This window comes from Bacillus sp. PK6-025, assembly GCF_056530265.1.
Genome location: NZ_CP096509.1, coordinates 1,199,843 through 1,218,169 on the forward strand (window position 1 = coordinate 1,199,843; position 18,327 = coordinate 1,218,169).

Genomic DNA, 18,327 nt, shown 5'->3' on the forward strand with positions numbered 1-18,327 from the left:
GGAGGAAAGAAATTGTTCTTTAGAAAAATGACGGAAAAGGAAAAGAAAAGTACTGAAAAAGCGACAAAAGTAGGATTTGTTTTTTATATGATTGCTTTATCGGTAAGTTCCGCATATTCATTTTTTATAGAATCAGGATTTAATATTTCATTTTTGATTTTAATGGTTGGTTTAATCGTATTTTTTACCAGTGATTTCATATTCAATAAAATCACTGGCTAAAATGAAAGGGAAGACAGACAATCCGCTCAGCCGATCTGTAAAATGATTGCAAAGGACGGCATGTTTGAGACACTGGGTGAAATGTTATCCCTGCCTGATTAAGGAGGATCTCGAAGGAAGGTTCAGGCAGAGTTTTGGCTGAAACGCTTTCCAATCCAGTGAAATAAAGGATTGTCAAAAGATTGGCTTTAGCATATAATGAAGCTGTCAAACTTTTTAGAAATGAGGGATGTGTGATGAGAATGGATATTGTCTTTTTTGCCCAACAAACGATCATTGCACAGCCCATGTAATATTTCGACTGGTATTCTTCAAATGGATCTGGTGATATTTCCATGGGCTGTCGAAGCGGCTCATGGAGTGTTTATATGTTGAGAGAGCCGTGTATTTGCGGCTCTTTTTTTGTTTGAAAAATCATCAGATCTTTAGGAGGAAACCACATTGAATTTATCTGCATTAGGCATCAAATATATCATGGAAGCTTTAAAGGACGAGGAAGGTCTGATTTTAGGGAGGATCGCCCTTGAGCATAAAAGGTTGTACCGGGTATGGACGGAAGAGGGAGAATGGCTGGCCGAAATCTCAGGCAGGCTGAGGTTTGAAGCGGAGAGCCGCGGAGACTACCCCGCTGTCGGCGATTGGGTGTATATGCGCCCACGCGGTGGCGAAAAGAAAGGGATGATCACGGAGGTCGTTCCCCGGTTCAGCAAATTTTCGCGCAAAGCGGCGGGGGAGCCGGCAGAGGAACAGATCACCGCAGCAAACGTCAACACGATCTTTCTCGTCAATGCGCTCGGTCTGGATTTTAATGTGAGAAGAATCGAACGCTATTTGCTGCTGGCTTGGGAAAGCGGAGCCAATCCCGTCATTGTCTTGAGCAAAGCCGACATCGCTGACCGGATTGAAGAAAAGGTGCGCCAGGCGGAATCCGTGGCATTCGGGGTGCCGATTCATGTCATCAGCGCTCATGAAGGCAATGGGATGGATGAGTTGAAAGCGTATGTGAAACAAGGAGAAACCGTCGCCCTTTTAGGGTCGTCAGGCGTTGGCAAATCAACGATCATCAACTTTTTTCTGAATGAAGACAGGCAGGTGGTCCAATCCGTCCGTGAAGATGACGACAAAGGGCGGCATACGACGACACACAGGGAAATGTTCTTGCTGCCTGAAGGCGGACTTTTAATCGATACGCCGGGGATGCGGGCATTGGAGCTTTGGGAATCGGAAGAAGGATTCAGACAGAGCTTCAGCGATATTGACCAGCTTGCAAAAAACTGCCGATTTTCAGACTGCATGCATCAAACAGAACCCGGCTGCTCCGTGCAGGAGGCGCTGGCTGACGGCAGACTCGATGCCGGCCGGTTCCAAAGCTACCTGAAATTAAAAAAAGAGCTCGAATACCTCGAAAGAAAAACGGATAAACGGGCGGCGCAGCAGGAAAAAAAGCGGTGGAAACAGATAACGAAAAGCATGAAAAAGAACAAACGCAAATAAATGAAAAAGGCGCTGATGAATGATCTCAGCGTCTTTTTTGCTGCGGAAATGACAGCGTTCACATTGTTTTGTTTAATGGACCGGTTCATGATAAGATAAGAACGATACCTGATTTGATAGGGGGAAAAATGAATATGACGCATATGCATATCACGTCTTGGGTGATCGCGCTCATTTTAGTGTTCGTTGCTTACGGACTTTACTCATCTGGAAACAGCAAAGGCGCAAAAATTACACATATGATTCTCCGCTTATTCTATATTATCGTTATCATTACCGGGGCGCAGCTCTTTTTAAAGTTCACGGCATGGAACGGAGAATACATAGCGAAGGCCTTGCTCGGCCTCATCACCATCGGATTCATGGAAATGCTTTTAATTCGCAGGAAAAACGGAAAAGCGGCCACCGGGATCTGGATCGGCTTTATTGTCGTTCTGCTCTTGACGGTTGTGCTTGGGCTCCGTCTTCCACTCGGCTTTAAAGTGTTTTAATTAAAAGACATCGGTTCTTTATGAGAACTGGTGTCTTTTTATGTCGGCGGCTTGAAGGTTGAAATCATCACGATTCGTTCCCCGTCTGAAGCGGTCCATTCGAATCTGTCCTTCCATTCCTCTTTTCGTTCGTAATGATGCTGCAGGGCGCATTGTTTCATATCATGAGAAAATTGATAAAACGAAACGCCCTTCACATCCTTTTTCCCGGGCCAAAAGCTCAAGCCGTTATAGGCGAAGACGCAGTCAAAGACGGAAAAGCCGAGGCTGTTCAGCTGATCCAAAAAAGAATAGAACTGTCCGTCTTCCAGATCGTTCAAAAATTCGAGAAATGCCTGTTTTACCGTTTTCAGATAACGGATCGATTCTCCGCCTGTCAGCTTCACGGTCTCCGGCTTTTCCGTGACGGCAAATTGATCAAACAGTTCGGCTTTTTGCCATTCTCCGTCTATGCTGATGAAAACTCCGGGACTGTTCAGGCTTTCAACCAAAAATAAATCTCCTTCTTCGTTTTCAATCAGGCAAATCCCGTCTTCCATTAAAATTTTGCCGTAAATCCATTTGCGCTTTTCGGCGTAAATTCGTTTTTGGCGTTCGGTGTCCATGGGCGGTCTCCTTTCTTATTTCGTTTTTTCCAAAACGGGCTTGTCTCATACAAGACTCTGTTGGACAATTCAACTATTATTTTAAGGTGCATAAAATAGGTAAAGTGACAAAGGAAGTGAAGCCTAAAGCAGAGGAAGAACATTAGAATTGGAGCTGATCGACAATGTGTGGAATAACGGGGTGGGTCGATTTTAAGAAGCCGCTTGTTCAGGAGCAGTCTGTCATGGAGAAAATGACTGATACGCTTTCGAACAGAGGACCTGATGATACGAATATTTGGGGAAAGCGCCATGTTTTATTCGGACATAAACGCTTGGCAGTTGTGGATCTGGGAGGCGGCAGACAGCCGATGACCCGCACACACCAAGGGTACGATTATACGATTTGCTATAACGGCGAACTCTATAATACGGAGGATTTGCGGAAAGAGCTTAGGCAGCGGGGGCATCAATTCAAGAGCCACTCAGATACAGAGGTTTTGCTTCATTCATACATGGAATGGAAAGAGGAATGCATCGACAGGCTGAACGGAATTTTTGCATTTACGGTATGGGATGAAAAGCGCGATCTTCTTTTTGCGGCACGCGACAGGCTCGGCGTTAAACCGTTCTTTTACACCGAACAGGGCTCATCATTTCTGTTCGGATCTGAAATCAAAGCGATTCTCGCTCACCCTGAAGTGAAAGCAAAGGTCGACCGTTCAGGGCTGGCCGAAATTTTCGGCCTCGGGCCGTCGCGATCGCCGGGGAGCGGTGTTTTTAAAGGAATAAAAGAGATCCGCCCGGGGCATGCGATGATTTTCTCAAAAGACGGTTTAACGGTTTGGCGCTACTGGAATGTGAAAAGCGAGAAGCATACCGACAGCTTTGACGAAACGGTGGAAAATGTGCGGTCGCTGTTTCAGGACGCCGTCACAAGGCAGCTTGTGTCTGATGTGCCGGTATGCACGTTTTTATCAGGTGGGGTTGATTCGAGCGCCATTACCGCAACGGCCGCCAAGCATTTTGAGGAAGAAGGGAAGGGGCCGCTTCATACGTTTTCGATCGATTATGAAGACAATGAGCAATATTTTACGTCAAGTTCATTTCAGCCAAACGCCGACGGCCCGTGGATTAAAAAAATGTCCGATGCATTCGCAACGGTTCACCACAACTGCGTGATTTCCCAGGAGGAGCTGGCCGCTTATTTGGAAGAAGCCGTACTGGTCCGTGATTTGCCGGGGATGGCTGATGTCGATTCTTCTTTGCTGTGGTTTTGCCGCGAGATTAAAAAGGACTTTGTCGTAAGTCTTTCCGGGGAATGCGCGGACGAAATTTTCGGCGGCTATCCTTGGTTCCATTCGGCAGAAGATGTGAAAGGTTTCCCATGGATGAGATCAATGGAAGAACGGATCGCACTTCTGCAGGACGGCTGGCAGAAAAAACTGAACCTCGGCGAATATGTGAAGGCGAAATACGAGGAAACGGTTAAAGAAACACCGCTGCTTGAAGGAGAAACGGGTGCGGAGAAACGAAGGAGAGAGCTGTTTTACTTAAATATGCTCTGGTTTATGACAACGCTCTTGGATCGAAAAGACAGAATGAGCATGGGGGCGAGCCTCGAAGTCAGGGTTCCGTTTGCGGACCACAGGCTTGTCGAGTATGTCTGGAATATTCCGTGGGATGTCAAAATGCATGGCAGCCGTGAAAAAGGCATCTTCCGCAAGGCTCTTGAAGGCATTTTGCCTGATGAAGTGTTATATCGCAAAAAAAGTCCATATCCGAAAACGCACCACCCCGCTTATACGAAAGCCGTCATTCGTTGGCTGGAGTCATTGTTGGAGCAAAAAGACTCGGCGCTTTATGTTTTCTTAGACAAGAAAAAACTGGAGCGGCTGATTGAGACGGAGGGCGCATCATTTCAAGTTCCCTGGTACGGACAATTGATGAAGGGACCGCAGTTGATCGCACACCTTGCCCAAATCCATACTTGGTTTGAGAATTATCGAATTGATATTGAGGAATAACATAAAACACCCGGCATAAGCCGGGTGTTCTGCGTTTTGGCAAAAGAAACGGCGGCGTTATTTGAACACCGCCGCTGATTTCAATGATCGGCAGACTGGATGGAAGAGAGTCAAACCTGTTCTGTTTTGGAAGACGGTCCCGGCTTTAAATTGTTGAGCCGTGAGACAAGATCGGTTCCGAAAGCGGAGCTGACGTCAACATCGCCCTGTTCGATGTAGCTTTCTTTATACTCGTACGCCGAAGAACCGTGTTCGGCATAATCGAGTCCGGATATTTCCTCTTCTTTTGATACCCGGATCGGAGTGAAAGCTTTCATTACTGCAGTGACAGCCGATGTAGCAGCGAGGGTCCAGGCTGCGATCGCCAAAATGCCGACGGCTTGAATGCCGAGCTGTGCGGCTCCTCCTCCGTAAAAGAGACCGCTCGATGTATTGAAAAGCCCGACTGCAAGCGTCCCCCAAACACCGCAAACACCGTGAACGGCAATGGCGCCGACGGGATCGTCAAGTTTCAGCACCTGATCGATAAACTGAACGCTGACAACTAAAATGACACCTGCGATGCATCCGATTAATATCGCGCCTGTAAATGAAACGCCGTCCGCGCCCGCGGTAATTCCGACAAGGCCGCCAAGCGCGCCGTTCAGCGTCAGGGAAGGGTCGATCCTGCCGTAGCGAAAATAAGTGAACAGCGCCGAGCTGACGACTCCGCCCGACGCGGCTAAAAGGGTTGTGGTGATGACATGCGGGACGGCGGCGGGATCAGCCGCAAGCGTGCTTCCGCCGTTGAACCCAAACCAGCCGAACCACAGGATAAAGACGCCGAGTGCGCCCAGCGGAATGCTGTGTCCTGGAATGGCATTGACCTTTCCGTTTGCATATTTTCCAATCCGCGGCCCGAGAAAGATGACAGCCGCAACCGCGCCCGCAGCACCTGTCATGTGAACGATCGCAGATCCGGCAAAATCAACAAATCCGAGGTCATACAGCCAGCCTTCCCCCCAAGTCCAATGGCCGACAACCGGGTAGATGAGACCGGTCATAAACAGCGTCAAAATCATATAGCTGCCAAGCTTCATCCGTTCAGCGACAGCGCCGGAAATAATGGTCGCGCACGTAGCGGCAAACACGGCCTGAAAGACGAAAAATCCGACATCCTGATCACCTGCTAAAGCAAAACCGCTTGTGCCGATGAACCCGCCAGCGCTGTCCCCGAACATCAATGCGTATCCGGCGAAGAAATAAAGGATGGAGCCGATAGAGACCGTCAGAAAGTTTTTCATTAAAATGTTTAACGTGTTTTTAGCTCTCGTAAAGCCAGATTCAACCATCGCGAAACCGGCGTGCATAAAAAAGACGAGCAGAGTGCCGATGGCCACCCATGTCATGTTGACCGAATCATTGACCGATTGCGCCGTCGGTTCGGCGGCCAGAGCTGATGCTGCGAGGAAAAAACTGAGGAACAGGACGAAAGATACCTTGGTTTTCATAAGAATCATCCTTTCTTAAAGTATCGGCAAAAAGAGGCGGGATGGAGCCGGTCGTTTTACACAATCGCTTCCTTTCCGGATTCCCCTGTCCGGATTCGAACCGCATTTTCAATCGGGAGCACAAAGATTTTTCCGTCGCCAACCGTATTTGTCGAACATGTGCTTTCGATGATTTGGATAATTTCATCAACGCTCTCCGATTCAATCACCATTTCGACTTTCACTTTAGGCAGCAGCTTGATTTCGTAGGAGGTGCCGCGAAACAAAGCCTGTTTCCCGCGCTGTTGCCCGCAGCCGGCAACCTCTGAGACCGTTAATCCGTTTATGCCAACCTCTTCAAGCTTTTTGCGGAGGCGGGGAAACTGTTCAGGGCGTATAATCGTTTCGATTTTTTTCACAATGTAAATCCTCCTTTTGGTGTAAGGTTTTATTACGTGTATTGTTATGTTTATTATCATACGTAATATCAAATTGAAAATCAATACGAATTTTCAAAAAAATTAATCTATTAGACCTATTATCAGAGAGGTCTGTATTCACAGAATGAAATCCTTGTGATGTTTTATGACATGAAAAAACCTGCTTTCAGTTGAAAGCAGGTTATGCCGCAAAGCCTTTTTGTAGCCACATTTTAGATCTCCATCTTCTGTACATCAAAATTCCCCTGACCCACTCGTCGGCGATGAAGGAAAACCATATTCCCGCCAGGCCGAATCCGAGCTGAATGCCGAAAATATAAGCGATCGGAAGGCCGATTCCCCACATTGAGACAATCGCCATATAAACCGGATATTTCGCGTCTCCAGCAGCTCTGAGAGAATTAATGATGACCACGTTAAACGAGCGGCCCGGCTCCAGGATAATCGTCAAAAGGATCAGTATACTGGCCGTTGCGATAATATCGGGATTGCTGCTGAAAATGCCGATCAGCTGTTTGGAAAACACAGCGAAGAGAACGGAAGTAAATGTTGTAATGGCCAGAGCCCACCAGAGGCTCTTCAGACAGCGGCTGTACGCTTCATCAAATTGTTTCGCGCCGATATGGCGTCCGATTAAGATTTGCGTTCCCTGGCTGATCGCTGTGCCGAAAAGCATGATGAACATCATCAAATTTTGGGTATAGACCTTTGTTGTCAGCGCCTGCGCGCCCATCAGCGTGATAAAATAGGTGACAATCATCTGTGACGCGTTATACGAAAGCTGCTCCCCTGCTGAAGGTATCCCGATTTTCAGCAGTTTTTTCAGATGGCTTTTCTTTAAGACAAACAGCCGTTTGGACAACAATGGCATGCCGACGCGCTTTTTGACGAGCAGAGCGATCGCGAACAGGCCGATGATGCGCGCGATGGAAGTGGACATTGCTACGCCGGCCACGCCTAAAACCGGAAAGCCGAACGGCCCGAATATGACAAGATAGTTGCCGGCGATGTTCAGGATATTCATGCCGATGGTTACAACCATTGTGTCCTTTGTATGCCCGTAGCTTTTCAAAATGGCGCTGAAGGTCATAATGAGCGCTTGAATAAAGGACAGTCCGCCGACGATCTGGAGAAAGATGCCGGCCTCGGCCAGCAGGTTGGCGGACAGGCCCATCATCAATAAAAGCGGTTTGGCAAATATATAAATCACTGCGCTGATGAATAGACTGATGATAAAATTGGCGCTGATGGAAACATAGCCGACTTCCATCGCTTCGGCTTTTTGCCGCGCTCCTAAAAATTGAGAAATAATAACGGTTGTTCCTGTGGCGATAAAACCGAACATCACAATGATCAAGTTCAGCATTTGGTTGCTGACGCCGACGGCTGCCACGCTGTCGTCGGAATATTGGCTGAGCATCAGGGTATCTGCGTTGCCCATTAACATATATAATGAAACCTCGATAAATATAGGCCAGGTCAATGCGAATAAAGAGAGGTTTTGAGGTGCTGTTTTTTTCATGGCGTTTGACCCCTTTCTTTTAAAAAATCCGTTTTATAGTGTAACGCCATTTTCTTATAATAAGAAGAGACGAAACCGATACTTCTTGGAGAAATACGACTTGATGAAAAGGGGAGAGAACATGGAACATATCATCTTTACAATTCCGCCGCTCCCTGTGTTGATTACCGGCGGAGAAGGACTGTTCAAAAAAGGGGAAAAGCATGTGAGGCGTGAATATTCCGTGTTTGATCTCTTATATGTAATACAGGGGGAACTATTTTTGACTGAGGACGGCGACTCCCATCAGATCCGGGAAGGGGAATATATCATCCTTGTACCGGGGCTTGAGCATTATGGACACCAAGGCTGTCAAGACGATACCCGCTATTTTTGGCTGCACTTTCAGGAGCCGTCTTATGGCTTTGCACAGCAGGGAGGTGAGAACTGGACCGAGCTCAAGCTGAAGAAGGGGACGTTTGAAACGCCGACATTATATCATTTAAAGATTCCGAGAAAGGGAAAGATCGACCAAAAAGCGTTTATTGAACAGCAGTTTAGACGTTTGATTGACGATTCCGCCCAAAATTCCGACCTGCCTCTTCGGAAGCAGCTCTTGTTCGAAGAGCTGCTGATTCACCTGCAGAAGGAGGCGTTCCACATTCCTTCGGCGAGTGAGCGTGTGGCATCCGAAGCGCAGCATTACATCGATCGCCACTATAAGGAGAAGCTCAGCATGGAGCAGCTTTCGGCTGCCCTTCACTATCACCAGGACTACATTACCCGCTGCATGCAAAAGGCGTTCGGCATCACACCGGGCCAATACGCCAATAAGGCGAAGGTTTTTGAAGCGAAGCGGCTCCTTTCTTCGACAAACGACAAAATGTCATCGATTGCCGAACAAGTCGGAATCGATGATCCGACTTATTTCTCAAAGCTGTTTAAACAAATAGAAGGGATTTCGCCTGTTGAATACAGAAAGATGATGAAGAGAAATATTGAGTGATATTTTCAAAGCATAGGAGGAGAAAAGTTTGGCATCCATCAATGGTGAAAAAGTAAAGCTGCGCACGATCACAATGGATGACCTGCCCGGATTATGGAGAATGATTTACGGAACCCGAAACCCTGAATGGAAAAAATGGGATGCCCCTTATTTTCCGCTTCAGCCCGAACCGTTTCAATATTTTCTCGACTCTTTTGTGCCGGCTTTAAAAGAAAAACCGCCGCGCTATTTGGCGATTGAGATCGAAGGAGAGCTGAAAGGAACCGTTTCTTACTATTGGGAGTGCCGGCCGACACGCTGGCTGGAATGCGGGATCGGCATCTATGATCCGCGGTTCTGGAACGGAGGTTACGGCACGGAAGCCGTAGAATTATGGGTCGGCTTCCTATTTGAAAACGTCGATGTGCCGAGAATCGGAATGACGACGTGGTCCGGCAACAGGCGGATGATGAGGTGCGCCGAAAAAGCGGGGTTTAAGATGGAAGGCCGGATTCGCAAAGTCAGATATTATGACGGAGTCTATTATGATTCAATCAGATACGGAATATTGCGGGAGGAGTGGGAGCTGATTTGCGGCGGTAGCTGACACGCTCTATAATGTAATATTAGATATCTTTCATCAGCGGACTAGAGGGGACCAAAATGAAAAAAACCATTTATGATGTAGCGGAAGCGGCAGGCGTTTCGATTTCCACGGTTTCCCGGGTGATCAACAATACCGGGAGAATCAGCAGGTCGACAAGGCAAAGAGTGCATGCCGTCATGAAAGAACTCGATTATCAGCCGAATGTTCACGCTTCTGCGCTTACCGGAAAGCGCACGAACATTATCGGCCTGTTGACGCCCGATATTGCAAACCCTTTTTTCGGAGAGCTTGCCAAAAGCGTTGAAGAGCGGGCGGGCGAGCTTGGATTCAGCATGATGATATGCAGTACCGACCGCGATCCGAAAAAGGAGGCAACGTATTTCTCGGTGCTCAAGCAAAAAAGCGTCGACGGCATCATTTTTGCGACCGGCATCGAAAATCAGGAGAGCATGGATGCGCTCGAGGATATTGCAAAAGAGGGCATACCGCTCGTGATGATTTCTCAGGACCGCGCCCTTGTTCCGCTGGATGTCGTGGTCATCGACGATTTTATGGGCGGATACTTAGCGACGCGGCATTTAATTTCGCTCGGCCATAAGACAATCGCCTGCATCGCCGGCGACGGATCGACAACCGGAGAAAAAGACAGGCTGAAAGGCTTCCAAAAAGCGATGGATGAAGCCGGCATCAAAGTGAATGAATCGCTCATCGCCGGTACCGGTTTTTCCCTGGAATGCGGCAAAAAAGCAGCCGCTCAGATTTTCGAAAGCAACATTCCGACCGCCGTTTTCGCCATGAATGATGTGCTTGCGTGCGGAGTCATTCAGACTGCAAGGGAATGGGGGCTCCAAGTTCCAACGGATTTATCTGTCATCGGCTTTGATAATACGTTTTTAGCCGAAATGACCGATCCGCCGCTTACGACAGTGTCGCAGCCGATTGAAGAAATGGGCTGCCGTGCGGCCGAGCTGCTGGCCGAAGAAATCAGCGGCGAGAAAAGTTCGAAAAACAAAATCATTCTCATGCCTGAACTTGTCGTCAGACAGTCGACGGCACCTCCATTTAAAAAAGATGCACATGCAGAAAAGAGCGGGTTTTGACAGAAAAAACGCTCTTTTTTTAAAAAATAAGAGCAAGCGCTTGCTCTCGTTAAATCCTAAAAAGCATTGCGGATAAAATAAATACAGGGTAAAATCAGAATTGAAATGAGCAAGCGCTTTCTCTGATTAATAAAGCGCTTTCAATATGTAAGAAGGGAGAGAAGAAAATGACAGAACGAGTGAGATGCGCCGTATTAGGGCTCGGAAGGCTCGGCTATTACCATGCGAAAAACCTCAAAACCGAGGTGCCCGGGGTCCTGCTAGCCGCTGTGGCCGATCCGGCAGAGGGGAGGGCGAGGGAGATTGCCGCCGAACTGGGTGTTGAAAAGTGGTTTGAAGATCCGTTTGAATGTCTCCACGATCCAGAAATTGATGCCGTCGTCATCGTTACACCGACATCTACCCATGCCGAAGTGATCAAACAGGCGGCCGAATGCGGCAAACAGATTTTCGTCGAGAAGCCGCTGACATTAAATCTTGAAGAATCGATTGAAGTCATTTCTAAAGTCAAAGAAACGGGCGTGATTTGCCAGGTGGGGTTTATGAGGCGGTTTGATCCTGCTTATGCGGATGCCAAAAGGAGGATCGATGCCGGAGAAATCGGCAAACCGATCTATTATAAAGGGTTCACGCGCGATTTTGGCTCTCCTCCGGCCGAATTCATTAAAAAAAGCGGCGGTATTTTCGTCGATTGTTCGATTCACGATTATGATATCGCGCGTTATTTAATGGGGGCTGAAATTACTTCGGTTTCCGGCCACGGAAGGGTTTTGAAGCACGCGTTCATGCCGGGATGCCATGATGTCGATCAAGCGCTCACCTATATGGAGTTTGATTCGGGGGCGGCGGGTGATGCGGAAGCAAGCCGCAATTCGTCTTACGGCCACGATATACGCGCCGAAATTATCGGGACGGACGGCAGCATCTTCATCGGGACGCTGCGGAACCCGGCGGTTACCGTGCGGACCGGGCAGGGGAGCAGCTATAATATCATTCCGGATTTCCAGGCGAGGTTCCATGAAGCGTACTGCTTAGAGATGCAGCACTTTGCCAAGTGTGTTCGCAACAAAACGAAACCGATTGTGACTGAAGTGGATGCGGCAGTCAATCTGGAAATCGCGCTTGCGGCCACAGAATCCTGGTCAACAGGCAAGACCGTCAAGATTCAGTATCAGACGAAACAGCTTACGGTATGAAACGGGGCTCATAAACGGGCTGTGATAAAGATAAAGTATGCCGGAGATCATCCTGCGGTCAATAGGATCAACAGAAAGAAGGGCGGAAGAAAGCATTTCTCCGCCCGATGCCGCCCTTTCTCTCAGCGTTTTCAATCAACTGCAAGCCCCTTATTGCACATTCAGATTCGGTCTCAGATTCACCTGATAGTCCACCTCGACATCCATCTTCTCCCAACGATGCAGCCACGCTTTGTCGCTCATCGGCTTCGTAAACGGAAACAGCGCTTCACCGCCGACTTCAAGCGGATCAACCCGAATGTTTTGCATGTCCTTTATCATGTCCGTTGTTTTCTTTTCCAATTCGGATTCCACATCATGAACAAGTGCGCTGAACTCGCTTTGATCCTGCAGGTTTTTGTCGCCTGTGTATTCTTCAATGCCCGCGTTTATGCTGACTTTCATTGATAAAGCTGTATTGTTTTGATTTAAGTCAAATGTGACGGTTGAGCGGGCTTGGCCGATTATGATTGACAAGTTGGGAATCGTGAGGAACTTCAGATACCTGTTATTGTTGAGCAGCTGAAAAATTTGATCGTCTATGCCGGTCAGTGTCTTCACGAATTTGTCGTTTCGGAAAAGTCCTGTTCCTTCATATGTGAACTGGTTACCATCGGTTCTGAAAACAGGCACGTAAGGATCTGAATAGTGGGTGTACAGCTGGTTTTTGAATTGATGCAGGTTAACGATGCTCATTTCACCCTGGTTGGCTCTTTCAAAATGCCTTAACGTCTGATAAAGATAAAAGTCAAAATTCTCGCTTTGCTTCAATTCGTTCAGTATATATTTGTCAAAATCGCCGTTGACGACGATGAGATAAAGGCGAGGGCCGATTTTCGGGTCTGACAGAAGCGTGTTGATAATCGGAAGTATGCCTTTGTCGGCGAGATTTTCTTCGATCATCACCATTCTCAGCTGCCCGTTTTTCAGCTCGTTGTAATAATTTAAATTAAATCGCTTGCCGACTTGTTTGATCATATTGACTTCGGTGCTGAATAGCCGCTTCTTTTCAAGGCCCACCGGAGGGACGGTGGTGCTCATTGAGATCTTTCCTTTTTTTCCTTCTTTGATATACCAAAAGGTAACCGGTGAGATTTCTTCAATCTCATTGTTTTCAACAAATGGAGAGCAGCCCTCAATCGTCATGAAAATCACAAGTGCGATACAGCCGTTTAATATGGGACGTTTCCCGTTGATCATTGCATGCGCCCCTTTCGTTTTCCGGCGATGACAAGAATAGCCGGAGTCAATGCGTAAGTGACGGCTCCGATGGATACTTCGATCAAAAACCACATATCTTGCTGCTTTCCGGATTGCCAAAACCAAGTGCTTAACACGAGCGAACATCCCATGAGCAATAGGAAGCTGAACAGAAATCCTCTTCGCGTCACAGGCTTGGCCATTCTTTTAAACAAAATGCGGAGGCCTCCGTAAAAGCAGAGTAAAAAAATCGCGATTACAAACGCAAAATGAAACATATGGGCAGACAGTAGAAACGTATCGATCCGCTCCAAAATCGGCGACTGCAAATAGCGGAGCATGTTTATCACCGGAAAAATGGTTTCCAGCAAATAAGAGGAGCCGTAGAAAAATAATGCACCGATAAACAAAAACAAATATTCGAAGAGTGAAATCGCATTACCGACCGATAAACATTTCAGCACATTAGCTTCCTTGCTGAACCATGGAGCCAGACAAATCAAATACTCGGGACTGGAAAAAGAAGACCACATGACGAGCAGCGCCTTCCAAGAATGTTCAGTCCAGTCAAAAGGAATCAACGGATATAAATCGGTCAAGGAAGCGATCGGGGGGATATAAAACCTGATAAAAATGAACACGATCCAAAATGATGACATAAAGGCAATGATGACAAATCGCATCGTATTTTCCATGCCGTGGGAGGCCGCATATCCGCTGATCACCAGAATCAAGATCACAAGCCAGTTGATATTGATGGCGGGAAAGATGAAGTGTCTCACCGTTTCGGCGTAGCTTGTGATCATGATCGCGATCTTTAACGCGAGCTGAATTAAGCCGATCAGGATAAAAAAGCGCAGCTTGCGTTCGCCGAAGAGAGCGGCAAAGCCTTCATAGCCTTTTGCGGCCGCTGGAGAAGACAGCCATTTGGACAACAGGTACAAGTTGAACTGTGACAGCATTCCGACAGCGAGCATAACGAACATCATGTAAGGGTGAACCAGATACATCGGCAGAACCAAGATGAAAAAAAGAACTTGCATACGGTTGGCGATGAGGGCGATGTAAATTCCGCCGAGAGGCCGTGTCTTGTGAAATAATTGAAAAGAACTCAAGCCGCTTCATCTCCTTTTAACGTACCGCCATTTTTGCAAGGTATGCAGATATTCGGGGCGCTTTTTCAGCCAGATCAAAGGACTTCGTATAAAAAGATCGAGCCAATCGCGCCAATATAACGGAGTAATCGGCGCAAAATAAGGCTGCTTGAGAGAAGTAAGCCCGTTCAAATGAACAAACAGTCCGATCATTCCGAAGATCAATCCGAAAAAACCGAGGCAGGCGGAGAACACGAGCATCGTAAAATGAATCAAAGTGTGCCCTTTAGCTACGATGTAGTTAGGCACCAAAAATGACGCGACCGTTGAGATGCCGACCAAAACGATTAGCACTTTGCTGACGAAGCCCGCCTGCACCGCTGCTTCTCCAATCACAATCCCCGAGATAACCCCCAATGTTGAACTTGATTTTGTCGGCATCCGCACGCTGGCTTCCTTAATAATTTCAATGACGAGCAGCATAAGAACCGCTTCCCAAAACGGGGTGAACGGCACTTTGCTCCTTGATTCGATCAGCACATAAAGGATCTGGAGCGGAAACATATGATAATGATGAGTCGACAAAGCCACATAAAAAGGGATGAGCAAAATAGACAGAAAAAAACTGGCGTAGCGCAGCATTCTAAAAAAGCTGGCAACCGGCCAGCGCGTCGTATAATCTTCAGCGGAGTGAAAAAGGTGAAAAAACGTGATCGGTGCATGTAATACAAACGGCGTCTGATCGACCAAAATGGCGACTTTGCCAATGCTTAAATTGTATGCGGAAATGTCGGGACGCTCGGTCTGCTGGAACTGCGGAAAAATCGAATGATGATGATCTTCAATCAATTCAGTGAGCTGTGCGGAATCGAAGATCATGTCAAAATCGGTTTCCGCGATTTTTTTTCTGGCTTCCTCAATCAATTCCGGATTGGTTAATCCGGCAATATAAACGATAACAACAGATGTTTTGCTGAGCGAACAGACCGTCAGCCTTTCCGCTTTTAAATTGGTTAAAGGCAGCCTGCGCCGCAGCAAAGAAAGATTGACGTCGAGCTGCTCGGTAAAACTGTCTTTCGGACCGTACATCACCGTTTCGGTTTGAGACGGTTCGATCTGCCGGCCGACCCGATTTTCAATGGGAATGGCAAACCACTGCTGCCTGTCCGGATCATGGATGATGATCGAACCGGACATCAGCCACTCCTTTGCGGTTTCTAAAGATACGATCGGTTCAACGTGCAAAACAAAGGTTTTTAAACAGCGATATATTGACTCTTCTTCGGCGCTCATGATCAGAGGCCTGATGATCGACTGTTGCAGCATGACCCGATCAATGATGGTATGTAAATAGTAAAATACTGCTTTTTGTCCGCCTTTTGTTTCATGCTCTTCGATCACCGCATCAGCCATACCGGCGGTGGCGTCAAGAAGGGCATCTTTCGTAATGGGAGCGCTCCGCAATCCGGCTCCCTTTCTTTTATATTTTCGAAACATGGACATCCCTCATCAGCGATTGATCATTGCCGGGTTACCGGATTGTCTTTATTGTGCTCGCTGCTTCTCAGGTTTATGCGGACAGAAGCCGCGTTCCCGCAGGATCAGGTAAACAGCGAGGCGCCGAGGTAGGCGGCAAGCCCCCACATGACAGCCGCAGATCCTTTATTGAACAAGGTCATGACGATCCCCTGTGAATCGAGCTGTTTGAGAAGTCTTCCCGTTGCGGCAAGTCCAAGGAACCATAGCCACGAAACGATCATACATGCACAGGTGAACAGCCAAAGATCCGCACCTTCATACGCTAAAGAGTTGGTGCCGATCACGCCGACGATATCGAGCAAGGCGTGCGGATTTAAGAGCGATACGGCCGCAGCAAAAGCGATTTGCTTTTTGGGCGGCATAGCTTCGGACGCGTTTCCTACCGCCGGTTTGCTCCTCCATGTGATCCATCCCATATAAATGAGAAACAAAAATCCTCCGGTCAAAAGGACAAATTTAACTTCAGGAAGGCCGGCGACAGCCGCGGAAATACCTGTGACTGCCAGTATAATCAGGAGGGAATCGCACAACGATGCGGAGATCACAAGCGGCAAGACACGCCAAATGCTCGATGATGCGGCCCCTTGCTGAAAAATCAGGACATTTTGCGCGCCGAGCGGCAAGATCAGTCCAAAAGCGAGAATCATTCCGTGAATAACTGCGTTCATGACTGTAAAAACCCCTTTCATTCAAAACATCCGTTTTATTGTAGAGTAAGAAGCGGGGAATGTCTCCGGCCATTTGGCTGGTCTAATTGCCCAGCCAAATGCTATCTTTTAAAAAAGGAGCTGAACATGAAGTGAACAGACAGCTGAACAGACATTCAGACATTCCGTTATACCAGCAAATCGAACAGATCATAAAAGAGAAGATTTTACAGGGCGAATGGCCGGCCGGGACGAAAATCCCTTCACAACGCAAGCTGGCATCTATCTTTCAAGTGAATAGAAGCACGGTTACCGCGGCTCTGGACGAGCTGACAGCCCAAGGATTTCTTGAAGGCAACCGGGGCGGAGGCACAAAGGTGGCCAATCAAACATGGTCACAATTGACGGCGGGGCCGCCGCTTGACTGGACGAGTTATGTACGTTCGGGAATTCACCGTCCCAATTCAATGACGGTTCAGGAAATCAACAGGCAGGAGTTTACAGAAGGGATCATCAGGCTCGGCACAGGTGAATTAGCGCCTGAACTGCTGCCCTATCAACAGATGGAAGAGATTCTTCGCCGCGCACCGTCTGATAGGCTGATGCTCGGGTATGAAGAAGCGAAAGGAAGCCGCTATACAAGAGAGGTGCTGGCGGAGCATCTGGGCCGGAAGGGTGTGCGTGTATCGGCCGACTCGATTCTGATTGTCTCCGGAGCGCTCCAAGCGCTGCAGCTCATATCGATCGGCCTTTTGAAGCGGAGAGCCGTCGTGTTGGCGGAAAAGCCGTCATACCTATACTCGCTGCACGTTTTTCAATCGATGGACATGCGGCTTTGCGGGCTTCCAATGGATGGCGGGGGATTAGACCCGTCCGTCATTCCGGCGGTAAAAAAACGGCATGGCGCCGATTTACTGTACACGATTCCGTCATTTCACAATCCGACGGGCAAACTGATGTCGGAAAACCGGAAGCGCGAGCTGATTCAAATGAGCAAACGGCTGTCGCTCCCGGTTATTGAAGATGACGCATACGGCGACTTGCGGCTTGACGGTCCGCCGTCATCGCCGCTGAAGGCCATGGACAGAGAAGGCAGCATTCTTTATGTCAGTACACTATCGAAAACAGTCAGCCCCGGCCTTCGCATCGGCTGGGTCGCAGGCCCGGAGCCCGTCATCGAGAGGCTGGCCGATATTAAAATGCAGACTGACTACGGCTCAAGTTCATTGTCGCAATGGGTGGCTGCAAAGTGGCTTTCAAGCGGACTTTATGATGAAAATCTCAGCTGGATCAAAGGTGAACTGAGACGAAGGCGGGATGAGGCGCTCCGGTGTCTTGAGACCTATTGCAGAGGAATCGCCCGCTGGGAAAAGCCTTCAGGCGGGTTTTACATTTGGGTCACATTTCTAAAGCCGCTCTCGCTCAGCGCTTTGTTCGAACAAGCATTACAGAAAAACATCCTCATCAATCCCGGCACTCTCTACGATAAAGAAGCTAAATACAGCATCAGATTGTCCTATTCGTACGCCTCTTTGCCAGAGCTTCGCTACGGCATTCAAACGATCGCAGAACTCGCCGGGAAGCTCATGTGAGTCCCGGCTGTACCGGCTGCTGAAAAATCGACGTTCAGCAGCCGCCCCTTTTTATTTCAGGCCTCGGGTTATTTAAAAACAGTCCAAAAAATCCCATTAA

The 18,327-nt window shown here is 48.0% G+C and carries 17 protein-coding genes; 9 read left to right on the forward strand and 8 right to left on the reverse strand.

The genetic code is table 11. The features are described 5' to 3' along the window. Positions 1 to 12 precede the first annotated feature (12 nt). The 3 genes from M1D67_RS06065 (at position 13) to M1D67_RS06075 (ending at position 2,207) form a co-directional block, all read left to right on the forward strand. The gene (locus M1D67_RS06065) at positions 13 to 222 is read left to right on the forward strand and encodes a hypothetical protein (protein ID WP_023856615.1); all 210 of its coding nucleotides are present in this window, start codon (positions 13 to 15) and stop codon (positions 220 to 222) included. Between the two features lie 441 nt (positions 223 to 663). Further along, positions 664 to 1,716, forward strand: coding sequence for a ribosome small subunit-dependent GTPase A (rsgA, locus tag M1D67_RS06070; RefSeq protein ID WP_020450882.1), 1,053 nt, complete (start codon positions 664 to 666; stop codon positions 1,714 to 1,716). A gap of 134 nt (positions 1,717 to 1,850) precedes the next feature. After that, positions 1,851 to 2,207, forward strand: a complete 357-nt coding sequence (locus M1D67_RS06075) for a YisL family protein (RefSeq protein WP_011197750.1) — start codon at positions 1,851 to 1,853, stop codon at positions 2,205 to 2,207. Positions 2,208 to 2,245: 38 nt separating this feature from the next. On the opposite strand, the gene M1D67_RS06080 is transcribed toward M1D67_RS06075, so the two are convergent. After that, positions 2,246 to 2,812: a DUF2777 domain-containing protein gene (locus M1D67_RS06080; RefSeq protein WP_020450883.1), complete on the reverse strand. Its 567-nt coding sequence runs from the start codon at positions 2,810 to 2,812 to the stop codon at positions 2,246 to 2,248. A 164-nt stretch (positions 2,813 to 2,976) separates the two neighbouring features. Between M1D67_RS06080 and asnB the strand changes: the two genes are divergently transcribed. After that, positions 2,977 to 4,818, forward strand: a complete 1,842-nt coding sequence (gene asnB / locus M1D67_RS06085) for an asparagine synthase (glutamine-hydrolyzing) (RefSeq protein ID WP_479831667.1) — start codon at positions 2,977 to 2,979, stop codon at positions 4,816 to 4,818. Between the two features lie 110 nt (positions 4,819 to 4,928). On the opposite strand, the gene M1D67_RS06090 is transcribed toward asnB, so the two are convergent. The 3 genes from M1D67_RS06090 to M1D67_RS06100 form a co-directional block, all read right to left on the reverse strand. After that, complete coding sequence (locus M1D67_RS06090; protein ID WP_145624391.1) at positions 4,929 to 6,308, reverse strand: ammonium transporter; 1,380 nt, start codon at positions 6,306 to 6,308, stop codon at positions 4,929 to 4,931. Between the two features lie 56 nt (positions 6,309 to 6,364). Then, positions 6,365 to 6,706, reverse strand: coding sequence for a P-II family nitrogen regulator (locus tag M1D67_RS06095; RefSeq protein WP_020450886.1), 342 nt, complete (start codon positions 6,704 to 6,706; stop codon positions 6,365 to 6,367). A gap of 202 nt (positions 6,707 to 6,908) precedes the next feature. Beyond that, positions 6,909 to 8,249 (reverse strand): MATE family efflux transporter, encoded by a 1,341-nt coding sequence (locus M1D67_RS06100; protein WP_145608622.1) that lies wholly within the window; start codon positions 8,247 to 8,249, stop codon positions 6,909 to 6,911. A gap of 121 nt (positions 8,250 to 8,370) precedes the next feature. On the opposite strand from M1D67_RS06100, the gene M1D67_RS06105 reads away from it, so the two are divergent. The 4 genes from M1D67_RS06105 to iolX all read left to right on the forward strand — a co-directional run bounded on the left by M1D67_RS06105 (position 8,371) and on the right by iolX (position 12,116). Next, positions 8,371 to 9,234 carry a helix-turn-helix transcriptional regulator gene (locus M1D67_RS06105; RefSeq protein WP_145624396.1) on the forward strand — a complete coding sequence of 288 codons (864 nt, stop codon included), beginning with the start codon at positions 8,371 to 8,373 and terminating at the stop codon, positions 9,232 to 9,234. Positions 9,235 to 9,262: 28 nt separating this feature from the next. Continuing rightward, a complete protein-coding gene (locus tag M1D67_RS06110; protein WP_020450889.1) occupies positions 9,263 to 9,820 on the forward strand; it encodes a GNAT family N-acetyltransferase in 558 nt (185 codons plus the stop codon). A gap of 56 nt (positions 9,821 to 9,876) precedes the next feature. After that, a complete protein-coding gene (locus M1D67_RS06115) occupies positions 9,877 to 10,920 on the forward strand; it encodes a LacI family DNA-binding transcriptional regulator (RefSeq protein WP_479831668.1) in 1,044 nt (347 codons plus the stop codon). A 167-nt stretch (positions 10,921 to 11,087) separates the two neighbouring features. Beyond that, a complete protein-coding gene (gene iolX, locus M1D67_RS06120; protein WP_023856622.1) occupies positions 11,088 to 12,116 on the forward strand; it encodes a scyllo-inositol 2-dehydrogenase in 1,029 nt (342 codons plus the stop codon). Positions 12,117 to 12,266: 150 nt separating this feature from the next. On the opposite strand, the gene M1D67_RS06125 is transcribed toward iolX, so the two are convergent. The 4 genes from M1D67_RS06125 to M1D67_RS06140 all read right to left on the reverse strand — a co-directional run bounded on the left by M1D67_RS06125 (position 12,267) and on the right by M1D67_RS06140 (position 16,656). Further along, on the reverse strand, positions 12,267 to 13,355 hold the full coding sequence (locus M1D67_RS06125) for a Ger(x)C family spore germination protein (RefSeq protein WP_144497767.1): 1,089 nt from the start codon (positions 13,353 to 13,355) through the stop codon (positions 12,267 to 12,269). Further along, positions 13,352 to 14,470, reverse strand: coding sequence for a GerAB/ArcD/ProY family transporter (locus M1D67_RS06130; RefSeq protein ID WP_026579920.1), 1,119 nt, complete (start codon positions 14,468 to 14,470; stop codon positions 13,352 to 13,354). The genes M1D67_RS06125 and M1D67_RS06130 overlap by 4 nt, the downstream gene beginning before the upstream one ends. A gap of 6 nt (positions 14,471 to 14,476) precedes the next feature. After that, entirely contained in the window at positions 14,477 to 15,946 is a 1,470-nt protein-coding gene (locus tag M1D67_RS06135) for a spore germination protein (RefSeq protein WP_023856625.1), read from the reverse strand. 104 nt (positions 15,947 to 16,050) lie between these two features. Continuing rightward, positions 16,051 to 16,656, reverse strand: a complete 606-nt coding sequence (locus M1D67_RS06140; protein ID WP_224066925.1) for a LysE/ArgO family amino acid transporter — start codon at positions 16,654 to 16,656, stop codon at positions 16,051 to 16,053. A gap of 98 nt (positions 16,657 to 16,754) precedes the next feature. Here M1D67_RS06140 and M1D67_RS06145 point away from each other — a divergent pair, with 98 nt between their 5' ends. Continuing rightward, the gene (locus M1D67_RS06145; RefSeq protein ID WP_101561220.1) at positions 16,755 to 18,227 is read left to right on the forward strand and encodes an aminotransferase-like domain-containing protein; all 1,473 of its coding nucleotides are present in this window, start codon (positions 16,755 to 16,757) and stop codon (positions 18,225 to 18,227) included. The last annotated feature ends 100 nt before the right edge of the window (positions 18,228 to 18,327 follow it).

Coding starts and splice junctions, on each gene's coding strand:
- M1D67_RS06115 (WP_479831668.1), top strand. CDS start 9,877: ATGAAAAAAACCATTTATGATGTAGCGGAAGCGGCAGGCGTTTCGATT.
- M1D67_RS06135 (WP_023856625.1), bottom strand. CDS start 15,946: ATGTTTCGAAAATATAAAAGAAAGGGAGCCGGATTGCGGAGCGCTCCC.
- M1D67_RS06080 (WP_020450883.1), bottom strand. CDS start 2,812: ATGGACACCGAACGCCAAAAACGAATTTACGCCGAAAAGCGCAAATGG.
- M1D67_RS06090 (WP_145624391.1), bottom strand. CDS start 6,308: ATGAAAACCAAGGTATCTTTCGTCCTGTTCCTCAGTTTTTTCCTCGCA.
- M1D67_RS06075 (WP_011197750.1), top strand. CDS start 1,851: ATGACGCATATGCATATCACGTCTTGGGTGATCGCGCTCATTTTAGTG.
- asnB (WP_479831667.1), top strand. CDS start 2,977: ATGTGTGGAATAACGGGGTGGGTCGATTTTAAGAAGCCGCTTGTTCAG.
- M1D67_RS06100 (WP_145608622.1), bottom strand. CDS start 8,249: ATGAAAAAAACAGCACCTCAAAACCTCTCTTTATTCGCATTGACCTGG.
- M1D67_RS06125 (WP_144497767.1), bottom strand. CDS start 13,355: ATGATCAACGGGAAACGTCCCATATTAAACGGCTGTATCGCACTTGTG.
- iolX (WP_023856622.1), top strand. CDS start 11,088: ATGACAGAACGAGTGAGATGCGCCGTATTAGGGCTCGGAAGGCTCGGC.
- M1D67_RS06105 (WP_145624396.1), top strand. CDS start 8,371: ATGGAACATATCATCTTTACAATTCCGCCGCTCCCTGTGTTGATTACC.
- M1D67_RS06140 (WP_224066925.1), bottom strand. CDS start 16,656: ATGAACGCAGTTATTCACGGAATGATTCTCGCTTTTGGACTGATCTTG.
- M1D67_RS06145 (WP_101561220.1), top strand. CDS start 16,755: ATGCTATCTTTTAAAAAAGGAGCTGAACATGAAGTGAACAGACAGCTG.